The organism is Nocardia arizonensis, assembly GCF_001310275.1.
Lineage (GTDB): Bacteria > Actinomycetota > Actinomycetes > Mycobacteriales > Mycobacteriaceae > Nocardia > Nocardia arizonensis.
Genome location: NZ_LGYZ01000110.1, coordinates 63,196 through 86,686, shown reverse-complemented (window position 1 = coordinate 86,686; position 23,491 = coordinate 63,196). Strand labels below are relative to the sequence as shown.

26 protein-coding genes are annotated in these 23,491 nt (G+C 67.8%); 19 read left to right on the top strand and 7 right to left on the bottom strand.

What is annotated here, in order from left to right:
• Positions 1 to 91: 91 nt before the first annotated feature.
• Positions 92 to 1,114: an alpha/beta hydrolase gene (locus APZ21_RS25825; RefSeq protein ID WP_054815873.1), complete on the top strand. Its 1,023-nt coding sequence runs from the start codon at positions 92 to 94 to the stop codon at positions 1,112 to 1,114.
• Between the two features lie 127 nt (positions 1,115 to 1,241).
• Entirely contained in the window at positions 1,242 to 2,477 is a 1,236-nt protein-coding gene (locus tag APZ21_RS25820; RefSeq protein ID WP_054815872.1) for an Nramp family divalent metal transporter, read from the top strand.
• A gap of 6 nt (positions 2,478 to 2,483) precedes the next feature.
• Here the strand turns inward: APZ21_RS25820 and APZ21_RS25815 are convergent, their stop codons facing one another.
• Positions 2,484 to 3,509 (bottom strand): SDR family oxidoreductase, encoded by a 1,026-nt coding sequence (locus APZ21_RS25815; RefSeq protein WP_054815871.1) that lies wholly within the window; start codon positions 3,507 to 3,509, stop codon positions 2,484 to 2,486.
• A gap of 52 nt (positions 3,510 to 3,561) precedes the next feature.
• Positions 3,562 to 4,362, bottom strand: coding sequence for an enoyl-CoA hydratase-related protein (locus tag APZ21_RS25810; RefSeq protein WP_054815891.1), 801 nt, complete (start codon positions 4,360 to 4,362; stop codon positions 3,562 to 3,564).
• Between the two features lie 184 nt (positions 4,363 to 4,546).
• Between APZ21_RS25810 and APZ21_RS25805 the strand changes: the two genes are divergently transcribed.
• Positions 4,547 to 5,779, top strand: coding sequence for a TetR/AcrR family transcriptional regulator (locus APZ21_RS25805; RefSeq protein WP_054815870.1), 1,233 nt, complete (start codon positions 4,547 to 4,549; stop codon positions 5,777 to 5,779).
• Between the two features lie 19 nt (positions 5,780 to 5,798).
• Here APZ21_RS25805 and APZ21_RS25800 read toward each other — a convergent pair whose 3' ends face one another.
• Positions 5,799 to 7,325, bottom strand: coding sequence for an aldehyde dehydrogenase family protein (locus tag APZ21_RS25800; protein WP_082393457.1), 1,527 nt, complete (start codon positions 7,323 to 7,325; stop codon positions 5,799 to 5,801).
• Between the two features lie 371 nt (positions 7,326 to 7,696).
• Between APZ21_RS25800 and APZ21_RS25795 the strand changes: the two genes are divergently transcribed.
• The 4 genes from APZ21_RS25795 to APZ21_RS25780 all read left to right on the top strand — a co-directional run bounded on the left by APZ21_RS25795 (position 7,697) and on the right by APZ21_RS25780 (position 11,056).
• Positions 7,697 to 8,680, top strand: a complete 984-nt coding sequence (locus tag APZ21_RS25795) for a daunorubicin/doxorubicin resistance ABC transporter ATP-binding protein DrrA (RefSeq protein WP_054815869.1) — start codon at positions 7,697 to 7,699, stop codon at positions 8,678 to 8,680.
• Positions 8,677 to 9,507 (top strand): ABC transporter permease, encoded by an 831-nt coding sequence (locus APZ21_RS25790; protein WP_054815868.1) that lies wholly within the window; start codon positions 8,677 to 8,679, stop codon positions 9,505 to 9,507. The genes APZ21_RS25795 and APZ21_RS25790 overlap by 4 nt, the downstream gene beginning before the upstream one ends.
• A complete protein-coding gene (locus APZ21_RS25785; RefSeq protein WP_054815867.1) occupies positions 9,504 to 10,373 on the top strand; it encodes an ABC transporter permease in 870 nt (289 codons plus the stop codon). Before APZ21_RS25790 ends, APZ21_RS25785 begins: the two co-directional genes overlap by 4 nt.
• A 92-nt stretch (positions 10,374 to 10,465) precedes the next feature.
• Positions 10,466 to 11,056 (top strand): Uma2 family endonuclease, encoded by a 591-nt coding sequence (locus APZ21_RS25780; protein WP_054815866.1) that lies wholly within the window; start codon positions 10,466 to 10,468, stop codon positions 11,054 to 11,056.
• 24 nt (positions 11,057 to 11,080) lie between these two features.
• On the opposite strand, the gene APZ21_RS25775 is transcribed toward APZ21_RS25780, so the two are convergent.
• Together APZ21_RS25775 and APZ21_RS25770 are read right to left on the bottom strand one after the other, a co-directional pair.
• Positions 11,081 to 12,277: a lycopene cyclase family protein gene (locus APZ21_RS25775; protein ID WP_054815865.1), complete on the bottom strand. Its 1,197-nt coding sequence runs from the start codon at positions 12,275 to 12,277 to the stop codon at positions 11,081 to 11,083.
• 83 nt (positions 12,278 to 12,360) lie between these two features.
• Complete coding sequence (locus tag APZ21_RS25770; protein ID WP_054815864.1) at positions 12,361 to 12,837, bottom strand: hotdog fold domain-containing protein; 477 nt, start codon at positions 12,835 to 12,837, stop codon at positions 12,361 to 12,363.
• Positions 12,838 to 13,276: 439 nt separating this feature from the next.
• Between APZ21_RS25770 and rpsJ the strand changes: the two genes are divergently transcribed.
• The 12 genes from rpsJ (at position 13,277) to APZ21_RS25710 (ending at position 19,746) form a co-directional block, all read left to right on the top strand.
• Positions 13,277 to 13,582 carry a 30S ribosomal protein S10 gene (rpsJ, locus tag APZ21_RS25765; protein WP_003938093.1) on the top strand — a complete coding sequence of 102 codons (306 nt, stop codon included), beginning with the start codon at positions 13,277 to 13,279 and terminating at the stop codon, positions 13,580 to 13,582.
• Positions 13,583 to 13,599: 17 nt separating this feature from the next.
• Entirely contained in the window at positions 13,600 to 14,277 is a 678-nt protein-coding gene (rplC, locus tag APZ21_RS25760) for a 50S ribosomal protein L3 (protein ID WP_054815863.1), read from the top strand.
• Positions 14,274 to 14,996 (top strand): 50S ribosomal protein L4, encoded by a 723-nt coding sequence (gene rplD, locus APZ21_RS25755; RefSeq protein ID WP_156371331.1) that lies wholly within the window; start codon positions 14,274 to 14,276, stop codon positions 14,994 to 14,996. The genes rplC and rplD overlap by 4 nt, the downstream gene beginning before the upstream one ends.
• Positions 14,993 to 15,298, top strand: coding sequence for a 50S ribosomal protein L23 (gene rplW, locus APZ21_RS25750; RefSeq protein ID WP_040686547.1), 306 nt, complete (start codon positions 14,993 to 14,995; stop codon positions 15,296 to 15,298). The genes rplD and rplW overlap by 4 nt, the downstream gene beginning before the upstream one ends.
• Before the next feature lie 33 nt (positions 15,299 to 15,331).
• Positions 15,332 to 16,168: a 50S ribosomal protein L2 gene (gene rplB, locus APZ21_RS25745; RefSeq protein WP_054815862.1), complete on the top strand. Its 837-nt coding sequence runs from the start codon at positions 15,332 to 15,334 to the stop codon at positions 16,166 to 16,168.
• A gap of 15 nt (positions 16,169 to 16,183) precedes the next feature.
• Complete coding sequence (rpsS, locus tag APZ21_RS25740) at positions 16,184 to 16,465, top strand: 30S ribosomal protein S19 (protein WP_054815861.1); 282 nt, start codon at positions 16,184 to 16,186, stop codon at positions 16,463 to 16,465.
• Positions 16,462 to 16,887 carry a 50S ribosomal protein L22 gene (rplV, locus tag APZ21_RS25735; RefSeq protein WP_054815860.1) on the top strand — a complete coding sequence of 142 codons (426 nt, stop codon included), beginning with the start codon at positions 16,462 to 16,464 and terminating at the stop codon, positions 16,885 to 16,887. Before rpsS ends, rplV begins: the two co-directional genes overlap by 4 nt.
• Positions 16,888 to 17,706, top strand: coding sequence for a 30S ribosomal protein S3 (gene rpsC, locus APZ21_RS25730; protein ID WP_054815859.1), 819 nt, complete (start codon positions 16,888 to 16,890; stop codon positions 17,704 to 17,706).
• Positions 17,707 to 17,710: 4 nt separating this feature from the next.
• Positions 17,711 to 18,127 carry a 50S ribosomal protein L16 gene (rplP, locus tag APZ21_RS25725; protein WP_054815858.1) on the top strand — a complete coding sequence of 139 codons (417 nt, stop codon included), beginning with the start codon at positions 17,711 to 17,713 and terminating at the stop codon, positions 18,125 to 18,127.
• Complete coding sequence (gene rpmC, locus APZ21_RS25720; RefSeq protein WP_054815857.1) at positions 18,127 to 18,366, top strand: 50S ribosomal protein L29; 240 nt, start codon at positions 18,127 to 18,129, stop codon at positions 18,364 to 18,366. Before rplP ends, rpmC begins: the two co-directional genes overlap by 1 nt.
• A complete protein-coding gene (gene rpsQ / locus APZ21_RS25715) occupies positions 18,317 to 18,709 on the top strand; it encodes a 30S ribosomal protein S17 (protein ID WP_371852302.1) in 393 nt (130 codons plus the stop codon). Before rpmC ends, rpsQ begins: the two co-directional genes overlap by 50 nt.
• Positions 18,710 to 18,942: 233 nt before the next feature.
• Positions 18,943 to 19,746 (top strand): phosphatase, encoded by an 804-nt coding sequence (locus APZ21_RS25710; protein ID WP_204249157.1) that lies wholly within the window; start codon positions 18,943 to 18,945, stop codon positions 19,744 to 19,746.
• Positions 19,747 to 19,806: 60 nt separating this feature from the next.
• Here the strand turns inward: APZ21_RS25710 and APZ21_RS25705 are convergent, their stop codons facing one another.
• Both APZ21_RS25705 and APZ21_RS25700 read right to left on the bottom strand, forming a co-directional pair.
• Positions 19,807 to 22,248, bottom strand: coding sequence for a hypothetical protein (locus APZ21_RS25705; RefSeq protein ID WP_054815855.1), 2,442 nt, complete (start codon positions 22,246 to 22,248; stop codon positions 19,807 to 19,809).
• Positions 22,249 to 22,597: 349 nt separating this feature from the next.
• Complete coding sequence (locus tag APZ21_RS25700) at positions 22,598 to 23,341, bottom strand: CPBP family intramembrane glutamic endopeptidase (RefSeq protein ID WP_239476809.1); 744 nt, start codon at positions 23,339 to 23,341, stop codon at positions 22,598 to 22,600.
• Positions 23,342 to 23,491: the final 150 nt, after the last annotated feature.

Below are 23,491 nucleotides of genomic sequence, written 5' to 3'. Positions count from 1 at the left end.
GGCCGAGGGAAGCCGATCCGTCCCGATACGAAGTGAAGGTGCGAAATTGATACGTCGACTGACCCGGCGCCGCGGCCCGCGTGCCGCGGCGATGATCGCGGCGACCGCTGTACTCGCGGGAGTCATGTCCGGCCTCGGCGCATCCTCGGCGACAGCTGATCCGGTCATCGATTCCAAGGCACTGCTCGCCAATCCCGTCGCGCCAGACGGTTCCAAGATCACCAAGGCGGAGATCAAGGATTCGCGCAGCATCCGCCTCTACGTGTACTCGGCCGCGATGGACGAGACCTTCCCGGTCGACGTGCAGCGCCCGGCCGACGCCTCGGTGCCCCGGCCCACGCTCTACCTGCTCAACGGCGCGGGCGGCGGCGAGGACACCGCCTCCTGGAACGCCAAGACCGACGCCCTGGAGTTCCTGAAGGACAAGAACGTCAACGTCGTCCAGCCGATCGGCGGCAAGTGGAGCTACTACACCGACTGGATCAAGGACGATCCGACCCTGGGCCGCAACAAGTGGAAGACCTTCTTCACCGAGGAGTTGCCCCCGCTGGTCGACGGCGCGCTCGGCACCAACGGCGTGAACGCCGTCGCGGGTCTGTCCACCTCCGGCACCACCGTGCTCGCCCTGCCGATCGCCAAGCCCGGCCTCTACAAGGCCGTGGCCGCCTACAGCGGTTGCGCGCAGACCAGTGATCCCGTCGGCTCGGAGTTCGTGAAGCTGACCGTGGAGACCTGGGGCGGCGGCGACACACTCAACATGTGGGGTCCCGAGGGTTCGCCCGAGTGGATCGCCAACGACCCGTACGTCAATGCCGAGGGCCTGCGCGGTCTGGACCTCTACATCTCCACCGGCACCGGCCTGCCCGGCCAGTACGACACCCTCGACGGCAAGTACGCGCTCCCGGGCGCCTACGGTCTGGCCAATCAGGTGCTCATCGGCGGCGTGATCGAGGCGGGCACCAACTACTGCACCCACAACCTCCAGACCAAGCTGAACGATCTCGGCATTCCCGCCACGTTCAACTTCCGCCCCAACGGCACCCACTCCTGGGGCTATTGGCAGGACGACCTGCACCAGTCCTGGCCGACCCTGGCCCGCGGCCTCGGCATCTGACCGGTATCGCACGACACCCTACGAAGGGCCTTCCCGAACGGGGAGGCCCTTCGGCCGTATCGAAAGGACCGGTGAAGGGTGGAATTCGGCCGCGGGAGGCGGGTGAAGGGGCCGTAAGATCCCGTCCGTGAGTACGACATCGCGGGAGACGCCCCGTCGGGTGAGGACGGCGGTGTCACTGCTCGGCCCCGCGTTCGTGGCGGCCATCGCGTATGTGGACCCCGGCAATGTGGCCTCCAATATCAGCGCGGGGGCGCAGTTCGGGTATCTGCTGGTGTGGGTCATCGTCATGGCCAACGCCATGGCGGGGCTGGTGCAGTACCTGTCGGCCAAGCTCGGTCTGGTGACCGGGATGTCGCTGCCGGAGGCGGTGCGCGAGCGCTCGAGTACGCCGATGCGGCTCGCGTACTGGGGGCAGGCCGAGACCGTGGCGATGGCTACCGATCTGGCCGAGGTCGTCGGCGGCGCGATCGCGCTGCACCTGCTGTTCGATCTGCCGCTGGTCGCGGGCGGACTGGTGACCGGCGTGGTGTCGATGGCGTTGCTGCTCGTCCAGGACCGGCGCGGCCAGCGGCCCTTCGAGTGGGTCATCATCGGTCTGCTCGCGGTGATCGCGGTGGGCTTCCTGGCCAGTGTGGTGATCTCGCCGCCTTCGGCGGGGCAGGCGGTCGCCGGTCTGGTGCCGCGCTTCGACGGGGCCGAGAGCGTGCTGCTCGCCGCGGCCATGATCGGGGCAACGGTCATGCCGCACGCGGTCTACCTGCACTCCGGGCTCGCCCGGGACCGGCATGGACGGCCCGAACCGGGACCGGCGCGGGTGCGGCTGCTCGAGGTCACCCGCCTCGATGTCGGCCTCGCGATGGTGCTCGCGGGCGCGGTCAACCTGTCCATGCTGTTGATGGCGGCGAATACGCTGCGCGGCCGCGACAACGTGGACACCCTGGAAGGCGCGCACGCGGCGGTGGTCGACGCCCTCGGCCCGGCCGCGGGCCTGCTGCTCGCCATCGGTCTGCTCGCCTCGGGATTGGCCTCGACCTCGGTGGGCGCCTACGCGGGCGCGATGATCATGCAGGGCTTGCTGCGCCGCAATATCGCGCTGCTCGTGCGCAGGCTGATCACCCTGATCCCGGCCATCGCGGTGCTGGCCGTCGGTATCGACCCGACCCGTGCGCTGATCGTCTCCCAGGTGGTGCTGTCGTTCGGCATTCCGTTCGCGCTCATCCCACTGGTGCGCCTGACCGGTGACCGCGCGCTCATGGGGGCCGATGTCAACCACCGGGTGACGACGGCGCTGGCCTGGCTGGTCGCGGCGATCATCTCGATGCTCAACGTGGTCCTGATCTACCTCACCGTCACCGGGTGAATCCGGCTAGACCCAGTTCTCGGCCCAGTACTTCCAGATCAGCGGCGCGTAACCGGCCAGCGGCGGCACCTTGATATCGGAGCCTGCCAGCGCCGCGGTGGTGCGGCGGCAGTCGAACCAGCAGGTGAACTCGCTGTGCGCCAACACATCCTGCGGTACGCCGACACGTGGGAGCAGCCACTTCGCGCCGGGCACCCGCAGCAGCACGGCCAGACTGCGCTTGGGCATCACCTCGAGCAGATGCGGCGCCCCCGCCTCGTCCGCGAACAGGTTCAGCGCGTCGGCCGCGCTCTGTCTGCGCGGGTCGACCAGGTGGTACGTGGTCGAGGGCGGCAGCGGCTGGTGCACAAGGTGGTCGAGGGCGCGAGCCACGAAATCCACCGGGACCATATTGGTTTCGCCCAGTTCGGGGACCAGGATCGGCAGCAGGCGCGGTAATTGGGCGGCCATGCGCAGCAGGCGGAAGAAGTAGTACGGCCCGTCGATCCGGTCGATCTCGCCGGTGCGTGAGTGGCCGATGACGATCGAGGGCCGGTAGACGCGCCACGCCGACTCCGACTCGCGCACGATGCGCTCGGCCTCGTATTTGGCGCGCTGCAAGGGGGTCGTCAGGGTCTGGCCGACGTCGAACATGTCCTCGGTGAACAGTCCCTCGAACATCCCCGCCACCTCGACGGTCGAGACGTGGTGTAGCAGAACGGCTTCCAGGTCGCGGGCGACGTCGACCACATGTCGGGTGCCCCCGCCGCCCTCGATCAGGTCGTAGCTCGCGGCGAGGTGGACGATGTGGTCGATGCGGCCGCGGTGTTCGGCGATCCAGGCGGGGTCGATGCCGAGTCCGGGGGCGCCGAGGTCGCCGCGCACCGGGCGGATGCGGTCACCGCCGCCCCATTCCCGGGCGCAGCAGGTGAACCGATCCGCCGAGTCGAGGCCGGGGCGAACCAGGACGTGGATATCGCCGTCGCGACGCAGCAACTGCGGGACGAGGAATCGACCGATGAACCCAGTTGCTCCGGTAACCAGGTATGTCATAGCCGATCAACATAGTCGCCGATCGCTGGGTCGAGTGTGGCGGGGACCACACTTAGTCGGCGAAGACCGCCTTGCGCTTGGTGAGCATCGCGGTCGCGCCCTCGATGAAGTCCGGTGAGACCAGCAGCTCGGACTGTCCGGCCTTCTCGGCGGCCAGCGCGCCGTCCAGGCCCGACAGGGTGACCGCGTTGAGGGCCTGCTTGGTCAGCTCCAGCGCCCGGCGCGGACCCGCGGCCAGTTTCTGCGCGGCGGCCTCCACCTTGGCGTCCAATTCCGCGCCGGTGAGCACGGCGGTGAACAGTCCGGCCTGTTTGGCCTGCGTCGCGGGCAGGCGCTCACCGAGCAGCGCCATCTCCGCGGCCAGCGGGCGCCCGGCCGCGGCGGCGACCATCGCGGCCGCGCCGCCGTCGGGCATGAGACCGATATTGATGAAGGCGAGCAGCAGGTAGGAATCGGTCTCGGCGTAGACGAGGTCGGCCGCGAGTGCGATGCCGACGCCGACGCCCGCCGCCGCGCCCTTGATTCGCGCGATGACCGGGACCGGGCTGTCCACAATGGATTTGACGAGCCGGTTGGCGGCGTCCATGACCATCTCGGAGGTGATGCCGCGCTGGGCCTCGGCCGCCGAGGAGGACAGGTCCGCGCCGGTGCAGAAGTCGCCGCCCTCGCCGGCGAGCACGATCACCCGCACCGAGCGGTCCTGCGCGGCCTCGAGGAACGTGTCGCCCAGGGCGACCATCGTGTCGTAGTCCACGGCGTTCTTACGCTTGGGGTTGGTGATGGTGACACGCAGGATCTTCCCGTCCTTGACCGCGGAGAAGCGGGCCGCGGTTGCGGAATCGGTATTGCTCATCTTCTGCTCCTGGTCTGCCATTCGACCGGCATCACAATACGAATGATGGTTAACATTGCGAATTGTGGTTAACTTAGGTTGACTTGTCGGGCGCTGTCAACACACAGTGTGAACCCGAAAAGGGGTGTCGTCCCGTAGAGCAGCGCCTCACGGAACGCGACGCAGTCGGAGAACGGAGTGATGCATGGTCGCGGAACGCAGCGAGGTCGATCTCGCTCCCGCGCGCCGTGCCGAGGGGGCGGGCGCCGACGCGGCCAAGCCGGTGCGACGACGCCCCAAGGATCGCAAGGTGCAGATCGTGCGCGCGGCCGCCCGCGCGTTCAGCGAGCGTGGATATTACCCGGTCGGCGTCGACGAGATCGCCGCCGAGGTGGGAATTTCCGGCCCCGCGCTGTACCGGCATTTCGCGAACAAGTACGCGCTGCTTGTGGCCGCCGCCGAGGAGGGGGCCCGGCATCTGCTCGCCGTCGCCCAGGCCGCCGACGATACCGAACTCGAACCCGCCTCCCGCTTCGACGCGGTCGTGAAGGCCATCGGCGAACACACCATCGAGATTCGTCGCGAGGCCGGCCTCTACCGGTGGGAGCGTCGCTACCTCGAGCGCGAGGACCGCGTGCGCATCCGCCGGATCTACGACGACCTCAACGCGACGGTCGGCGGGCCCATCGCCGAACTGCGCCCCGACGCCTCGCCGCAGGACATCGCCATGCTCGCCGCCGCGGTGCTCAGCGCGCTCGCCAGCATCTCCGCGCACCGCACCGCGCTGTCCGGGGCGCGGCTGCTGCCGCTGCTGAACCAGATGTGCTGGGCACTCGTGCGCACCGACCTGCCGCCCGCCCCGCCGCCGCCCGAACCGGGGCCGGTCAACAAGGGCCTCCCGGTCACCTCCAAACGCGAACAGTTGCTCACCGAGGCCATCCGCATCTTCGGCAGGCAGGGCTATCACGAGGCCAGCATCGAGGAGATCGGCGCCGCGGTCGGCATCAACGCCTCCAGCGTCTACCGCTACTTCACCAGCAAATCCGATCTGCTCGCCGCGGCCTTCTACCGCACCGGAGACCGGGTCGCGATGGCCATCACGGAGGCGCTCGCCGAGGCCACCAGCCCGCCCGACGCGGTACGCGGCATCGCCGAACGCCAGGCCAAACTGACCTTCGCCATGCCGGAGATCATGCCGGTCTACTACGCGGAGTTCAGCAATCTGCCGCCTGCCGAACAGCACAAACTGCGCGCCCTGCAACGCCAGAACGTGCAGGAGTGGGCCAATCTGCTCGACGGCGACCCGACCGAGGCGCGGTTTCGCGTCCACGCCGCCATCGGTCAGATCATCGACGTGGGCAGATTCGTCCGATTCGATTCCCGCCCAGAGCAATTGGCTCGCATGACCGCGCTCATGGAGGCCGTGCTCCTCGGCTGAGCGCGGACCGCGGGGCCGGTCAGGCCCGGTGCGCGTGCCGCAGGCGGAATATGCTTTTGGCCAGTCGCAGATGCCGGGGATGACGGTCGAAGGTGGACAGGTCGACCGGCGCGCGGTACCGCTTGCGGGCCACCGCCATGGTCCGGCTGAATTCCCGCAGTCCGAGGTCGCCGTGGCTGTGTCCCTGACCGTATTCACCCACTCCGCCGTAGGGCAGCGCCGGAATACTGGCGTAGGCGGTGGAGGAGTTTATGGTCACCACGCCGACGCGTAGTCGTTCGGCGAAGGCGTCCACGCTGCGCACGTCGCGGGTGAACACCGAGACCGCGATGCCGTTGCCGGTGGCGTTGATCCGTTCGGCGGCCTCGTCCATGGTCGAGATCCGGTTCACGATCAGCACCGGCCCGATCGCCTCGCCGGTGATCGCCGTGCTCTCCTCGGGCACTTCGGCCAGCACGATCGGTTCGATATACGGTTCCCGAATCGAGTCGAGTCCGCCGACGACGGCCCTGCCGCCGCGCGCAAGCGCGTCGCGAACCTGTTTGCGCACCACGTCGACCTGCTCCTCCAGCACCATCGGGCCGTAGGAGGCGCGCCGGTCGGCCCCGGGCCGAAGCCGCCGGGCGTATTGGGCGGCGAGTTCGAGGAACCTGTCGTAGACCGAATCCGCCACGTACACGCGCTGGATGCCGGTGGGATTCTGCCCGGCGTTGGCCATCGCGCCGAAGACCGCGGCCTCGGCGGCGTCGTCGAGTTTGGCGTCGACGTGCACCACCATCGAGCCCTTGCCGCCGCGTTCGACCACGACCGGGGTCATGGACTGGGCGCACGCCGAGATAACCTCGCGCGCACCGGTTTCCGACCCGGCATAGGCGATCTTGTCGATGTCGGCCAGGCACAGCGCCGCACCGGTCACCTTGTCGCCGGTCACCACCTGCAATACCGGCTGGTCGGAGGAGAGCCGCTGCCAGCTCTCGGCCAGCCACACCCCGACCCCGGTGGTCAGCTCGTGCGGTTTGAACACCACCGTGTTGCCCGCCGCCATGGCGTAGGCGATCGATCCCATCGGCGTGAAAACCGGGTTGTTCCAAGGACCTAGCACGCCGACGACGCCGAGTGGCAGGTATCCGACCGATGCCCGCTGATTGCGGGTCAGCCAGCTAGAGCCGAGTGCGCGCCTGCCGAGCGCGCGTCCGGCATTGCGGGCCGCCCAGTCGAGGTTCTCCACGGCGAGCATCACCTCGATCACCGCGTCCGCCTCCGGCTTTCCGGTCTCCTCGCAGATGATCTCGACCAATTCCCCTGCCCGGCTCGCGATGTCGCGCTTCCAATCCAGTAGCCATCGCTTTCGGGCGGCGAAACTCAATTCCGCCCACCACTTTTCGGCCGAACGCGCGGCACGCACGGTGCGGCTCAGTTCGTTTGTTCCCATGACGGCATAGCTTCCGACGACCTCGCCGGTGCGCGGATCGTAGGAAGTCAGCACGGACGATCGGCCTGATCCTCCCGGGAACAGCGCCACTCGCGGCTGCGTGGACTCGGACATGGTCACCTCTTCGCAGTCATCCCGCCCTGGCACTCACCCGGTGTGCAGCGACCCCGCCGACAGGTGAGTACGTCGATACCCCTTCTTGCAGATTATGGGCGGCACGCCGACGCCGACAAGACGTCCGCGCCGCCATAGCACTGCCCCATGACAGCCGGACCAGCGGTGATCCTGCCACGGACCGAGTCGGGGATCAAAATGTGACGAACAACACAGTTAGTCGTGGTTCCGGTGGGATACCGCTGCTCGCCCCGTGGCGCGGGAGCGGGCCGGTAACATCACGCCGAGCGGTCCGATCTTCACCGGAGGGTGTGCACGCTGCCGTGCGCGCCCGCGTGAGATCGCCGTACCCGGCCGATAGTGGAGAGTTGATGCCGAGCCAGAACCAAGCAGATTCGCACGGGAGTGATCCGGCGGTCGTCGTGCAAGACGTACGGAAATCCTTCGGCGAGGTCGAAGCGTTGCGCGGCATCAGTTTCACCGCGGCCAAGGCCACCGTGCTCGGCATCCTCGGGCCCAACGGCGCGGGCAAGACCACGACCGTCAAGATCCTGTCGACACTGCTGCGCCCGGATTCGGGCACCGCGACCGTCGCGGGCCACGATGTGCTCGCGGACCCGGCAGGCGTTCGCCGCTCGATCATGATGACCGGCCAGTACGCGGCGCTCGACGAGAATCTGTCCGGCCGCGAGAACCTGGAGCTGTTCGGCCGACTCATGGGCCTCGGCCGGTCCGCCGCCCGTCGCCGCGCCGACGACCTGCTCGAACAGTTCGACCTGGTGAGCGCGGGCCGCCGCGCGGTGCGCAACTACTCCGGCGGTATGCGCAGGCGCGTCGACATCGCCTGCGGACTCGTCGTGCGGCCCGAGGTGGTCTTCCTCGACGAACCCACCACCGGCCTCGACCCGCGCAGCCGCCAGGGTGTGTGGGATCTGGTGCGGATCCTCAAGGAACAGGGCATCACGGTTCTGCTGACCACCCAGTACCTCGAGGAAGCCGATATCCTCAGCGACCGCGTCATCGTCATCGACAAGGGCACCGTCATCGCCGAGGGCACCGCCGACGAGCTCAAGGAGAAGACCGGCGGCAGCTACTGCGAGGTCGTCCCGCTCGACCCCACCCAGTTGCAGCGCGCCGCCGACGCCCTCGGTGACCTGGTCCCGCCCGCGGTGGCAGCCGAACTCGACGGCGCCGACCGGTTGTCCATTCCGGCCCCCGACGGCGCGGTCACCCTCGCCGAGGCGCTGCGCCGACTGGACTACGTGGGCGTCGACCTGGCCGATATCGGTCTGCGCAGGCCGTCGCTCGACGATGTCTTCCTGTCCATCACCGGACATTCGGGATCGCACGCATGACGGCCGCGACCGCCGAACGCCCCGAACACCATCCCGAACCGGACGCGCTGTTCGCGGCGCTGCCCGTCGCGCACCCCAACTCGTTCGCGCAGTGGCGGGCGCTGACGGGCCGGGTGGTGTGGACGATGGCGACCAAGGGCGAACTCATCGTCGCCTTCGTCACCCCTTTGGTGTTCACCCTCGGCTTCTACCTGCCCCTGCGTTTCGTCATGAAGTTCCAGGGCATCGACTACGCCCAGTTCGTCATGCCGGTCATCGTGCTCCAGACGATGGCATTCACCATGATGTCGAATGCGCAACTGTCCGCCTTCGAGGCGTTGACCGGACTCAGCACCCGATTGCAGACCATGCCCATCGGCACCCTCGTGCCACTGTCGTCCCGTATCAGCGCAGGCCTGGTGCGGTCGTGCACGTCGCTGGTCGGCGCGCTGCTGTTCGGCTACATGATCGGCTTCCGCTTCCACGCGGGCATCGGGCAGGCCGTGCTGTTCTGCGCCTTCTCGATCGCGGTCGGCACGGTGCTCGCCATCGGCGCGGACGGACTCGGCAGCCTGACCAAGAGTCCCGAATCGCTGAGTCAGGCGCTGACCCTGCCGACCATCATCTTCGGCATGCTGTCCTGCGGATTCGTGCCGGAGAAGAGTTTCCCCGAGTGGATCAGGCCGTTCGTGCGCAATCAGCCGATCTCCCAGTTCTCCTTCGCCATGCGGGATATGGCCGCCGACGGGGTCAGCATGCATGTGCTGTGGGTTCCGCTGGTGTGGCTGGGCGGTTTGGCGATCGTGTTCATCCCGTTCGCGGTCTGGGCGAGTGTGAGGCGGTCATGAGTACGGCGGAGATCGTGAAAACGGAGGAAATGGTGGAATCCGCGCGGGCGCACGAACCGCTGCCCGTCGTCGCCGACCCGCCCTCGGAGGGCGGATTCGCCACCTGGGTCACGCACAGCCTCATCCAGTGCAAGCGACTGCTGTACGGGTGGGCGCGCGACCCGGCGACCACCATCCAGACGGTGGTCTACCCGGCCGTGACCCTGCTCATGTTCCACGTCGTACTCGGCAACGCCATCAGCGACGCCACCGGCAAACCGGCCGTCTACGGTCAGGTGCCGATGATCACGCTGGTCGCGGCGATGGCGGGTGCGGTGGTGAGCGCCTTGGGCTTCAAGGTCGAGAAGGCCACCGGACTGCTCGGCCGGTTCTGGACCATGCCCGTGCACCGCGCCGCCGGGCTTACCGGGCGGCTGCTGGCCGAGGCCGTGCGCGTGCTGGTCACGACGCTGTTCGTGATCGCGGTCGGCTTCGTCATCGGCTTCCGCTTCGACCAGGGTCCGCTCGCGGCGCTGGCCATGATCGGCATACCCGTGCTGTTCGGCGTCGGCTTCGCGGTCCTGGTCACCGCGCTCGCCACGATCACCGAGGGGGTGATGCTGGTCAGTGTCGTCGGCATCGTCAACACCCTGCTCATGTTCTTCAACACCGGCTTCGTCCCCGTCGGGGCCTACCCGGTCTGGTTGCAGGACGTGGTCGAGAACCAGCCCATGAGCTGTGCCATCGACGCCATGCGCGGCCTGTCCTACGGCGGCCCGGTGGCCGAACCACTGTGGAAGACCGTCGCCTGGACGATCGGCCTCGTCGCCGTCTTCGCCTACCCGGCCATCCGTGGCTACCGCCGCGCCGCGGAGACCGGTGCCTGAACCGGAACCGATCCAGCTGGTCGGTCGGTATATATCGCGATGACCAGCGGTATCCGTATGCTGGGGACACAAGACAGAGGGAGGTGTGAGCAGTGACCGCAGCTACCGTGCATGAACCCGAGAGGGATCCGGCAGAAGTACTACTGGAGGGCTTTCATGCGCTGGAGACTCCTGAAGGATTCCGAGCCGAACTGATCGAGGGGGAGATACTCGTGACACCGCCGCCGCGGGGCGACCACGAAGACATCATCGCGTCCGTCAATCGGCAGGTCACGAAACATTCGGTCCTCGACGTGGACTTCTCCGGAAACAAAGGCCTCCTGCTCGACAGGGGCGGATTGTGCGTCAAGAACCATCTCATCCCGGATGGCGTCTTCGCGCCGGTGCGTGCCTTCAAGGGCGAAGATGCGTGGATGCCGGTCGACAAGGTACTGATGGTTGTCGAGGTGACCAGCAGCAACCCGGATCGTGATCGAACAGGCAAGAGGTACTGCTACGCGCGGGGCGGGGTACCGCTGTACCTGCTCGTCGATCGTCACATCGAATCGGTCACGCTGTTCGGGGAACCCGGAGGCGCGGGCGATCTCATCGACTATCGACAAGAGATCCGCGTTCCCTTCGGCAAGCCGCTCGAGCTGCCCGCGCCCTTCGCGCTGACGTTGGACACCGGCGAGTTCGAATAATTGTCCTGCGTCTTGTCGGAGCCGTCACGGGGTGATTCGGGGATTCCGCTCGGAACTGTCGGTGAAGTCGTGGTCGAGCCAGCGGTCGCGGTTGGTCCAGCCGACCAGGTCGTAGCGCCAGCGGAACGGCCAGGTGTGGGCCACGGTGTTGAACAGGACCGCGCCCAGCGCGGTGTAGTCGTCGTGGGCCGACAGCAGGGCGTGCCGACCGCGTTCGGATTCGGTGAAGAACGCCTCGAACATGGCGATGGACTGGTCGGTGGTGAGGCGACCGAGGCCGTATAGGCCGCGCATGCGCATCCAGTAGACCAGCCGCGCCCGCCACGGCCAGAGCGCGGCCACGGGGTGGCGGCCGTCGAGTAGCGCGGCCACGGCGGTGTCGACCAGCGCCAGCGAGTCGGCCACGCTGTAGCCGGTGCACGGGTGCATCATGCCGCCGCGCGAGCCGAAGGGGATGGGCCGTCCGGTTCCGCGCGGTGGCGGGGCCTGGTCGAGCGGATAGTGCGCGGCCTCGCTCGGTTCGTCGCCGGTGAGGCGGATACCGTGGGCGGCCAGCCGCGCGAGGGTGCGCTTGCGCAGTTCGCGCTGGGGCATGCCGCCGCGCAGGCCGAGGCTGGTCTCCTCGAAGATCACCGTGCCGTCGCCGAGGGGTACCGCGTAGAGGAACGAGGGCGGTTCGTCGGGGCCCGCGCCGTTCTCCGGCCGCCAGTCCAGTAGCAGACCCTCGTTCTCGGCCACCATCGGTGCGGCGACCCGCTCGTCGACGAAGATGCCGTGCGCGCTCGCGGCGCGGCGGCGGCCGAGGGCGGGCAGTCCGCGGGTATCGAAAACCGTTGCCGCGCGCAGGGTTACGCCATCGGACAGGGTGACCTCGGTGGCCTCGATCCGGGTGGCCCGCGCGGCGAAGACCGTCGCGTCGTCCAGCGGGAGCGCGGCGTGCAGACCGGACTTGGACAGCACGCAGTAGGGGCGTTCGATGCGGTGTTCGGTGCGTGTCCACACCGTGGGGGCGGGTATCCGAGTGGCGATCACGGTGTCGGGCAACCAACCCGGCAGTTCGTCGACCCAGCAGGAGAAGGTGGGCGGCCACAGGCGTTCGGGACGCGGGTCGACGGCGGCGACACGGAATCCGGCGCGCATCGCCCGGTGGGCCAGCGCCCGGCCGGTGGGGCCGAGACCGACCACGGCGAGGTCGAATTCGCGGACAGCGCTGTCACTCATAGGGGCATTCAATCGACGGGATTCGGCGTGTGCAACCACCGGTGGCGAACCACACTGCCGCGGCGCGTCGCCGTCGGCCCGTGCTACTTGGGCGTGACCCAGGTGGTGATGTCGGCGTGTACGACCTCGACACCGTGCTTGTCGTAGACCGACACCGGGACCACCACCTCGGCGCCCTCGGTGATCGCCGCGAAATCCGGCAGCGGCGCGAGTTCGGCGACCGCACGCAGCCCGGTCTCGGCCTTCGCCAGGTACCGCACGTTCATGGCCTTGGGAATCCAGCGGTGCGTCCCGGGCACCGTCGCCTCGCTGAGCATCCCCATCGCGATCTCGGCCAGATTGCAGGCCGCGATCGCGTGGTAGGTGCCGAGATGATTGTGGATACCGAACCACTTGGGCGCGGTGACCTCGCACATCCCGGGTTCGAGGCGGACGACGGTGGGCAGCACCGTGCCGAAGTACGGCACCCGGGCCACCATGCCCAAGGAGAACAGGGTGTGCCCCAGCCGATTGTTCGGCAGCTTCTTCCAGCCACGGTAGGTCGCGGTCTCTTTCGACATGGGGGATATCTTACTCGAAAGTAAGTTCCTGTCCCGGCGCGGGCGGGGGGTGGATTTGAAGTGTCCGGTGGCCATCGGGCATACTGTTCGGGTTGCCTTGCACCGGGTCATGTCCGTTCCCCGTGAACAGGATGTCGAACCGGCGAGGCAGGCAGTACACCATCGTGTACCCCGCCGCTCGACGGCGCGGGTACGTCCGGGACACACGTTCCAGGTCCGAGATGAAGTTTTCGATCCGGGCACAGGAATGAGCGGCCGAGCGACACGCCCGACCGCGTGTACCGGAGAACCATGACAGATGAACAGCGGCGAGGATCGGGCGCGTCCCGGTCGAGGTCTCACTGAGAGTCTCAACGTGTGTTCGGGCTGTGCAAATGAGGGTGGTACGGGAGCCTCGGCTACCGGGCCACGAACGTAAGCGGAGAAAAGGACACTAAGCGTGGCGGGACAAAAGATCCGCATCAGGCTGAAGGCCTACGACCACGAGGCGATCGACGCGTCCGCGCGCAAGATCGTCGAGACGGTGACCCGGACCGGGGCCCGTGTCGTCGGCCCGGTGCCGTTGCCCACCGAGAAGAACGTGTACTGCGTCATCCGTTCGCCGCACAAGTACAAGGACTCGCGCGAACACTTCGAGATGCGCACGCACAAGCGGCTGATCGACATCCTCGACCCGACGCCGAAGACGGTCGACGCGCTCATGCGCATCGACCTGCCGGCCAGCGTCGACGTCAACATTCAGTGACGGCGGTAGGAAATCGAATGACTGAGAGCAACCTCGACCGAAAGAGCAGGCCCGCGGCGGGCATTCTGGGCACCAAGCTCGGCATGACCCAGGTCTTCGACGAGAAGAACCGCGTCGTTCCGGTCACCGTCATCAAGGCGGGTCCGAACGTCGTCACTCAGATCCGCACCGTGGAGCGCGACGGCTACAGCGCCGTCCAGGTCGCCTTCGGCGCCATCGACCCGCGCAAGGTGAACAAGCCGGTCTCCGGCCACTTCGCCAAGGCCGATGTCACCCCGCGCCGCCATGTCGCCGAGATCCGCGTCGCGGACGCCTCCACCTTCGAGGTCGGCCAGGAGATCTCCGCCGACGTCTTCGAAGAAGGTTCCTACGTCGACGTCACCGGCACCAGCAAGGGCAAGGGCTTCGCGGGCACCATGAAGCGCCACGGCTTCCGTGGCCAGGGCGCCTCGCACGGTGCGCAGGCCGTGCACCGCCGCCCGGGTTCCATCGGTGGCTGCGCCACCCCCGGCCGCGTGTTCAAGGGCATGCGCATGTCGGGCCGCATGGGCAACGACCGCGTCACCACCCAGAACCTGTCGGTTCACAAGGTGGACGCCGAGAACGGCCTGCTGCTGATCAAGGGAGCGATCCCGGGTCGCAAGGGCGGCGTCGTGATCGTCAAGAGCGCCGTGAAGGGTGGTGCGCACGCATGAGCGTGAATACCGAAAAAGTGGATGCCGCGAAGAAGTCCGCCAATCTGAGCCTCCCGGTCAAGGAGATCGGCGGCAAGACCAACGGCACCGTCGACCTCCCCGCGGAGATCTTCGATGTCGAGGCCAATATCGCGCTGATGCACCAGGTCGTCGTCGCCCAGCTGGCCGCGGCCCGCCAGGGCACCCACGCGACCAAGACCCGCGGCGCGGTCTCCGGCGGCGGCAAGAAGCCGTACCGGCAGAAGGGCACCGGCCGCGCCCGTCAGGGCTCGACCCGCGCGCCGCAGTTCACCGGCGGTGGCACCGTGCACGGCCCGCAGCCGCGCGACTACAGCCAGCGCACCCCCAAGAAGATGAAGGCCGCCGCCCTGCGTAGCGCACTGTCGGACCGGGCCCGCAACGAACGCATCCACGTGATCACCGAACTGGTGGCCGGGCAGACCCCGTCGACCAAGACCGCCAAGACCTTCCTGTCCGAGCTCTCGGATCGCAAGAAGTTCCTGGTCGTCGTCGGCCGCGAGGACGTCGCCGCCTGGAAGAGCGTGGCGAACCTGCAGAACGTGCTGCCGATCGCACCGGATCAGCTCAACACCTACGACGTGCTCTACAGCGACGAAGTGGTGTTCAGCGTCGAGGCTCTCAATGCCTTCGTGCACGGTCCGACGGAGTCGGCCCAGGATGAGCAGCCCGGCACCGCTGTTCAGGAGGAGAGCAAGTGACCACCATCGCCGACCCCCGCGACATCCTGCTGGCGCCGGTCATCTCGGAGAAGTCCTACGGACTGATCGAGGAAGGCACCTACACCTTCATCGTGCACCCGGACTCCAACAAGACGCAGATCAAGATCGCCGTCGAGAAGGTTTTCGGTGTGAAGGTGACCAGCGTCAACACCGCCAACCGTCAGGGCAAGCGCAAGCGGACCCGCTTCGGTTACGGCAAGCGCAAGGACACCAAGCGCGCGCTCGTGACCATCTCGGCCGACAGCAAGCCCATCGAGATCTTCGGAGGCCCGGTCGCGTAAGCGGACGGGATTCCAGAAAGTAGAGAAGAACTCATGGCAATTCGTAAGTACAAGCCGACAACCCCTGGTAGGCGCGGGTCGTCCGTCTCGGACTTCGCCGAGATCACCCGGTCCACCCCGGAGAAGTCGCTGCTGCGTCCGCTGACCAAGAGCGGTGGCCGTAACGCGCACGGCCGGATCACCACCCGCCACCGCGGCGGCGGCCACAAGCGCGCCTACCGTCTGATCGACTTCCGTCGGCTGGACAAGGACGGCATCCCGGCCAAGGTCGCGCACATCGAGTACGACCCCAACCGCACCGCCAACATCGCGCTGCTGCACTACGTGGACGGCGAGAAGCGCTACATCATCGCCCCCAAGGGCGTGACGCAGGGCACCCCGATCGAGTCCGGCCCCACCGCCGACATCAAGCCGGGTAACAACCTGCCGCTGCGCAACATCCCCACCGGTACCACCATCCACGCGGTGGAGTTGCGTCCCGGCGGCGGCGCCAAGCTGGCCCGCTCGGCCGGTATGAGCATCCAGTTGCTCGGCAAGGAAGGCCCCTACGCCACGCTGCGTATGCCCTCCGGTGAGATCCGCCGCGTCGACGTGCGCTGCCGCGCCACCGTCGGCGAGGTCGGCAATGCCGAACAGTCGAACATCAACTGGGGCAAGGCCGGTCGTATGCGCTGGAAGGGCCGTCGTCCCACGGTCCGCGGTGTCGTCATGAACCCCGTCGACCACCCGCACGGTGGTGGTGAGGGCAAGACCTCCGGTGGTCGCCACCCGGTCTCGCCGTGGGGTCAGCCGGAGGGCCGCACCCGTAAACCCAACCGTCCGAGCGACAAGCTCATCGTCCGCCGTCGCAAGACCGGCAAGAAGCGCTGAAGGAGGAGGTAAGAAATGCCACGCAGCCTCAAGAAGGGCCCGTTCGTCGACAACCACCTCCTCGCGAAGGTGGACGTGCAGAACGAGAAGGGCACCAAGCAGGTCATCAAGACCTGGTCCCGCCGTTCGACCATCATCCCCGATTTCATCGGTCACACCTTCGCCGTCCACGACGGCCGCAAGCACGTGCCGGTGTTCGTCTCGGAATCCATGGTCGGGCACAAGCTGGGTGAGTTCGCGCCCACCCGCACGTTCAAGAGCCACGTCAAGGAAGATCGGAAGAGCAAGCGGCGATGAGCGAAGCGAAGAGCAATCAAGCACTGCTGACGGCGCCCAACCCGACCGCGCGCGCGACCGCCAAGCACGTTCGTGTGACCCCGATGAAGGCTCGTCGTGTCGTGGACATGGTTCGCGGCAAGCGGGTCGACGACGCCCTGGCGATTCTCAGGTTCGCGCCGCAGGCCGCGAGCGAGCCGGTCGCCAAGGTCGTGGCCAGCGCGGCGGCCAACGCCGAGAACAACCTCGGCCTGAACCCGTCCACGCTGGTCATCTCGTCGGCCTACGTCGACGAGGGCGCCACCATGAAGCGGTTCCAGCCGCGGGCGCAGGGCCGCGCGTTCCGTATTCGCAAGCGCACCAGCCACATCACCATCGAGGTCGAGAGCGTGCCGGGAACCTCCCATGCTGCTCGCAGCCGCCGGAAGGGAGGGGCAAAGTAAATGGGACAGAAGATCAATCCCCACGGCTTCCGCCTCGGTATCACCACCGATTGGAAGTCGCGTTGGTACGCGGACAAGCAGTACGCGGACTACGTGAAGGAAGACGTTGCCATCCGCAAGCTCCTCGCCACCGGCATGGAGCGCGCGGGCATCTCGAAGGTCGAGATCGAGCGCACCCGTGACCGCGTGCGGGTGGACATCCACACCGCGCGTCCTGGCATCGTGATCGGCCGTCGCGGCGCCGAGGCCGACCGCATCCGCGCCGAGCTGGAGAAGCTCACCGGCAAGCAGGTGCAGCTGAACATCCTCGAGGTCAAGAACCCCGAATCGGATGCCCAGCTCGTCGCCCAGGGTGTGGCCGAACAGCTGTCCAACCGTGTGGCGTTCCGTCGCGCGATGCGCAAGGCCATCCAGTCGGCCATGCGTTCGCCGAACGTCAAGGGCATCCGCGTGCAGTGCTCGGGCCGCCTCGGCGGCGCCGAAATGTCGCGCTCGGAGTTCTACCGCGAGGGTCGGGTTCCGCTGCACACGCTGCGTGCCGACATCGACTACGGCCTCTACGAGGCCAAGACCACCTTCGGTCGCATCGGCGTGAAGGTCTGGATCTACAAGGGCGACATCGTCGGCGGCAAGCGCGAGCTGACCGCCGTGGCCGCTCCGTCGGGCGATCGCGATCGTGATCGTGAGCGCCCGCGCCGCGAGCGTCCGAGCCGTCCGCGTCGGTCCGGTTCCGCCGGCACCACGGCGACCAGCACCGAGGCCGGGCGCGCCGCCACCGCTGTGGCGGAGGCTCCGGCAGCAGAGACACAGGAGGGCTGACGCAATGCTGATGCCTCGCAAGGTCAAGCACCGCAAGCAGCATCACCCCGGCCGGTCCGGCATGGCCAAGGGCGGCACCTCGGTGGCGTTCGGCGAGTACGGAATCCAGGCGCTGGAACCGGCGTACGTGACCAACCGGCAGATCGAGTCGGCGCGTATCGCGATGACCCGCCACATCAAGCGTGGCGGCAAGATCTGGATCAACATCTACCCGGATCGTCCGCTCACCAAGAAGCCCGCCGAGACCCGCATGGGTTCCGGTAAGGGTTCGCCGGAGTGGTGGATCGCGAACGTCAAGCCCGGTCGCGTGATGTTCGAGATGTCGTACCCGAACGAGGAGATCGCTCGTGAGGCCCTGCGCCGCGCGATGCACAAGCTCCCGATGAAGTGCAGGATCGTGACCAGGGAGGAGCAGTTCTGATGGCTACCGGAACACCGGCCGCAGAGCTCCGCGAGCTCACCGAGGACGAACTCGTCTCCCGCCTGCGTGAGTCGAAGGAAGAGCTGTTCAACCTGCGCTTCCAGATGGCCACGGGTCAGTTGGACAACAACCGTCGGCTGCGTGTGGTCCGTCACGAGATCGCGCGCATCTACACGGTCATGCGTGAGCGTGAGCTCGGCCTGGCCACCGGACCCGCTGGTGAGGGAGACGCGGCGTGAACGGTCAGCGCTCGCAGGAGGTAACTTGCGTGGCCACGAAGAGCGCCCGAGCAGGCCGAAAGGAAGCAGCATGAGCGACAAGCTGAAAGGGGAGCGCGGCAGCCGCAAGGTTCGTAGCGGTTACGTCGTCTCCGACAAGATGAACAAGACGATCGTCGTCGAGCTGGAGGACCGTCACCGGCATCCGCTCTACGGCAAGATCATCCGCACCACCTCGAAGGTGAAGGCCCACGACGAGAACGAGATCGCAGGCATCGGCGACCGCGTTCAGCTCATGGAGACCCGCCCCCTGTCCGCCACCAAGCGCTGGCGGCTGGTCGAGGTCCTGGAGAGGGCCAAGTAGCCCCTCTCTCGGCAGAGGTCGAATCCGAAGGCCCGCGTCCCTCCCGGGAGGCGGGCCTTCGCCGTTCCCGGGATGATCGGGAACGAAGCGCGAATCAGGTGTCCCGATACGACTGCCGATGTGGTGGAACGGTTCTGGGGCGGGGATAGTGATGCCGCTCGACACGCGGCGGACCGGACCTTCTGGTTTGCTGGCTATGGGTGATCGGTGCACGTCGACGCGGAGGTTCGGGAGTGGGATTCGAACGGATTGATCGAGACGCGCTGTGCGCGCAGTTGGTGCGGACCGGGATCGCGGGGGAGGTCGCCACTCCCCGGGAAGGCAACCTCGAACACTTTCGAAGGATGGCGGCCAAGGATCCGCGCCATCAATTCGGCCTGGCGCTGAGCGATTGGACCTTCGAGGAAACCCTCGACATGATGGCGCGGCTGTGCGGGGTACATCCCGACCCGCGCCATCTGCGCGGAATCGACACCATCGATCCGTATCTGACCATCGGCGCGCTGGAGTCCATGGGCGAGCGAATCGGCGCGGCGGCGCGTGACCGGCAGACGGTGATGCTCGCCACCGGACATCCGGGCACCTTGATGGGCGTGTACCGGGCGATCGAGGATCGGCTGCGCGCGGCGGGTTGCACCGTGCTTACGCCATCGGCCGGATGGTCCTACGCGGCCGAGGAATACCACGGCTCGCCCTACCGTGAGCTGTGCTACACCTCGGGGGTCGCGGCGCTGGTGGGCGCGGCGGGCGAACCCGCGCACACTCACGATCCGCGGCCCATGCGCGTCATGCTGCGCGAACTCGCGAACGGACCGTGGCCGGATCTGGTGATCGCCGACCACGGTTGGGCGGGTGCGGCGGGTGAGGCGGGCATCGACACCGTCGGATTCGCCGACTGCAACGATCCGGCGCTGTTCGCGGGGCAGGTCGAGGGCAAGATCGTGGCCACCGTCCCGCTGGACGACGGCATCCGCCCGGCCGAACACTATGTGCCGCTCACCGAATATCTGCTCCGCCACGCGGGATTCACCGAATGAGCGATCCTCGCTGATCCGGAGATTTCCGAGAGCCATCGCATTCCGGTGGCCGCGCCGAAATCAGCCGAATTGCGGGCGGCGAACCTTGGCTACCGCCTCGAGGATTCGGGTGACCGCCGAGGTGGGCACGCCGACCTCGTTGCCGATCCCCGCGGGAGTCCACGACTGATCGGCGAGGGTGAGCACCTCGGCGACCTGCGCCGCAGGCATGCGTGAAAGTCCGCGCTCGCAGATGGCCCGCGCCACCGACCAGATTTCCACATCCCCTTCACCGTCCATATCCGGCTCGATCATGTCCGTACCGTCGAAGTCGTCGTCGGTCTCCCGGGCGACCGCGTCGCGCGCGGCGGCGATGGCGTCGAGGGTGATGCGCGGATGCCGCGGTTCGGGGCCGGGGTCGGCTTCGAGGACGAGCTGTCCCGAGGCCGCGGCGGTCTCGGCACCGCGTCGCGAATCCTCGGTGCGAGCGACCGCGGGCGCTTCGGCGTTCACCCGGGATGACTGGACTTCGGAAGTCCGCGCGGGCGTGACAGTGGAGAGGTCCTCGAGCGGAATCAACGGGATGTCGGTGGGCGCGTCCTCGCGGGAGGATACGGGGGGACGAGTTTCGGCGGCGGATTCACCGGTCACCGGAACGAGATGCGGTGCGGGGGTTTCCGATAACGCGTCGGTGTCGGGAACGGAGGCGGTGGCGGGAACTGAGGCGGTGGCGAGTGCGGTGCCGGCCGGATGCCCGCTTCTTGCCTGCGCGCGGGCCGCTCGTTCGTAGGCGAGTGAGGTCACCGAGCCGGTGGCACGGCCGATCGGGTGGAGAGGCACAGCGTCCGTCGCGCCGTCGGCCGGGCGGGTGGCGGAGTCCGTCGCTGCGTCGAGAGCGGTTCGATTGTGGATGGATGGGGATCGCCGGGACGAGTCCGGGACGGCGGGGTCGCGATGGCTGACCGAACCGTCGGTGAGCGTGGCGGTGCCGACCGCACCCGCAGGATGAGGAACCGAATCGTCGGGGCTGTGGGCGACCTTGCCATTGGGTGTGCGCAGTGTGCGGCCGTTCGCCCGCGCCGTGTGCGGCGATCCGGCCTGGCGGGTATCGGAGACCGCTACCAGTTCGGGAGCGAAGGCGGAACGCTGCTCGACCCAGCGCGCCGAGGGCGACCGCCCCTCGGGACCGTGCCCGTGCTCGTTCCCGTTGCGTCTCTTGCCCGGGGGCGGGCCGCCACCGTCGACGCCGTCGGCCGACCGGATATCGCGTCCGTCGCCGGAACGCCCGCCGCCGGGTCGAAAACCCTTGTGGCCGAGCCCCTCGCGCGCGGCGCTTCCGTCGAAGTCGTCGGCCGCGGGCCCGGTGCGCGGACCTCTCCGCGACGCCACGCCGCCGGATTCGTCGACCTGCCACGAGTCGCCGCCGGACAGCGCATGTCCGTTGGGATCGGCCTCGAAGTCCGATCCATTGCGATTCGGGCCGAGAGTGGAGCCGTCGAAACCGTTGACCGCGTGCCCGTTGCGCGAACCGCCACTCGGCGAACCGCTGTCCGGGAACCCGTGCGGCGCCGCGCCGTTCGCCGCGACCGTGTCCGCATTGCGATCGGTCCCGTTGGGTCCGGCGGCGGTGAGGGTGAAGCCATTGGTCAGCGACTTCATCGGGATCGAGTACCGCAGCGGTTCCTCGGGAGCGGCGCGATCCGGTACGGCGGGGGACGGGGGCTCGGGGAATTCGGCCGCTCGGTGCGGGGCCGCCTCGGGCTCCTTTGCCATCGGCACGCTATCGATGAGCTGGGCATATCGCGCGGAAACCCAGGCGTGCAACCAGATCACCACACCGACCATGACGGGGGCGATGGCGAATTCGGCGGCCTTGCCCCAGTGTCCGGCGGACAGGTGCGGACCGGTGTTGAGGGCGACCGTGGTGCCGAGCAGGGCGGTTTCGAAGAAGACGACCTTGCCGCGTGGCAGTTCACGGCCCCAGCGGGCGGCGGTGGTGGCGACCACCATGATCGTGATGATCGGGATGGAGATCATGGCTTCGATGCCGTAGCTGAGCCAGTACAGCGGATCGGTCATATCGCCGCTGGGTACCAGATTGTGCTGGACATTGACACCCGCCCAGACCATGCCGAGGACGACGACGCCGATGAGGGCGCGCGAGGACCATTCGGCGCGGCGGTACAGCTGGGCCAGTCGAGCGTCCTGGTTGGCGACCCGGCGGCGGGCGGCGAGCGCGCGGCGATGCCAGCGGGCGTCCTCCTCGTCGGCGCGGCGGATGGCGGCGCCGGTGCGGCGGTCGCGCTTCTCGGCGGCGAGTTCGTCGAGGACGGCGCGGCGCCGTTGTCCGCGTCGCTGCGAGCGTATCCATTCCGCGAGTTCGCGTTCGGCCTGGATCTCGTCGTCGGACAGCACCTCGACCAATGCGGTGTCGTGCTGGAGCGGCAGTTTGCCACGCGCGGTCGCGACGCGGTGTGCGAGGGCGGCGATCTCGGAATTCCCGGTCGACTCTTCGTCGGACATCGCGAACCTTCCCTGAAACGGGTATCGTCCCGATTCATCGGTGGCGACAGCTCTTCTCGAACATATGTTTGATCGCAGTGAGAGTAATCCGGCCGCCCGCCCCGGTCAATGCCAACCCGTGTCGTGTTCGAACATTCGCGCGATTCGCGACGGTGTTCTCCCGGGTGATTTATCCGGCTCTCGACGGTGGGCTTCCATCGTGATCCGTGTGATGTGGACGAGATTCGTCGTGATCGGACCCGAATCGCGGGACGGGGGAGGTGAATACGAATCGCGCGATGCGCGGCGCGCTGTGCCGAATGGCCGAATGCGCGTTGTCGCCGGTGGATTGCCCGGACGCGCGCGGCGCTCAGCTCAGTGTCGTGTGCCAGACGACGGCGGCGGCGAGCGCGCCCGCGCCGTTGACCGACCAGTGCAGTGCGATCGGGGCGAGCAGGCTGCCGCTGCGCCGCCGCAGCCAAGTGAACACGACCCCCGCGAGGGCGGTGGCGGCCACCGCGAGCGCGATACCGGCGATCTGCCCGGTGACGCCGCCGCCGAGCAATCCGCCGAGTCCGCGATTGTTCGTGGTCAGACCCAGTGACGAGGCGACGTGCCAGAGCCCGAACAGCAGTGAGCCCGCGGCGAAGACGCCGCGCGCCCCGTACACGCGGTCGAGGGTTCCGTGCAGGACGCCGCGGAAGGCGAGCTCCTCGGGAATGACGGTCTGCAAGGGGATCACGATCATGGACGCGATCAGTGCGCCGGAGATGGTGGCGTAACGGTCGGCGAGGAAGAACGGCCGGGTGGCAGGCAGTAGCGCGCCGATTGCCACGGCCGCGAGCACGACGCCGACCGCGGCCAGGGCGTAGAGCGTGCCGCGCCGCCAGTGGCGCGGTGAGAGTCCGAGTTCGTACCAGCCGAGTCCGCGGCGGCGCACCAGGACCAGCAGGGCGAGCGCTGCGATCGGAACGGTGACGATGCTGGCCCACGCGGTGGTGAAATGCGCGATGAGGTTGGTGCCCGCGAGGACGACGACGACGACGGCCACGTCGATATAGGCGTGGAACGCGTGGCGTGTCGGTGTCGATTCCTCGGGGTCGGTGTGTAGCACCCGGCCCAGTGTACGTATGGATTCTGGGTGCGCGAGCTGCGGCGATGGGGTGATCGTCACATGTCGCGATCGGTCTGACTGACACATGTTTCAGTTTTTTCCCGAATTCGCCACGGGTGTACTGGACGCTCGATACAGTTCGCGCAGTCG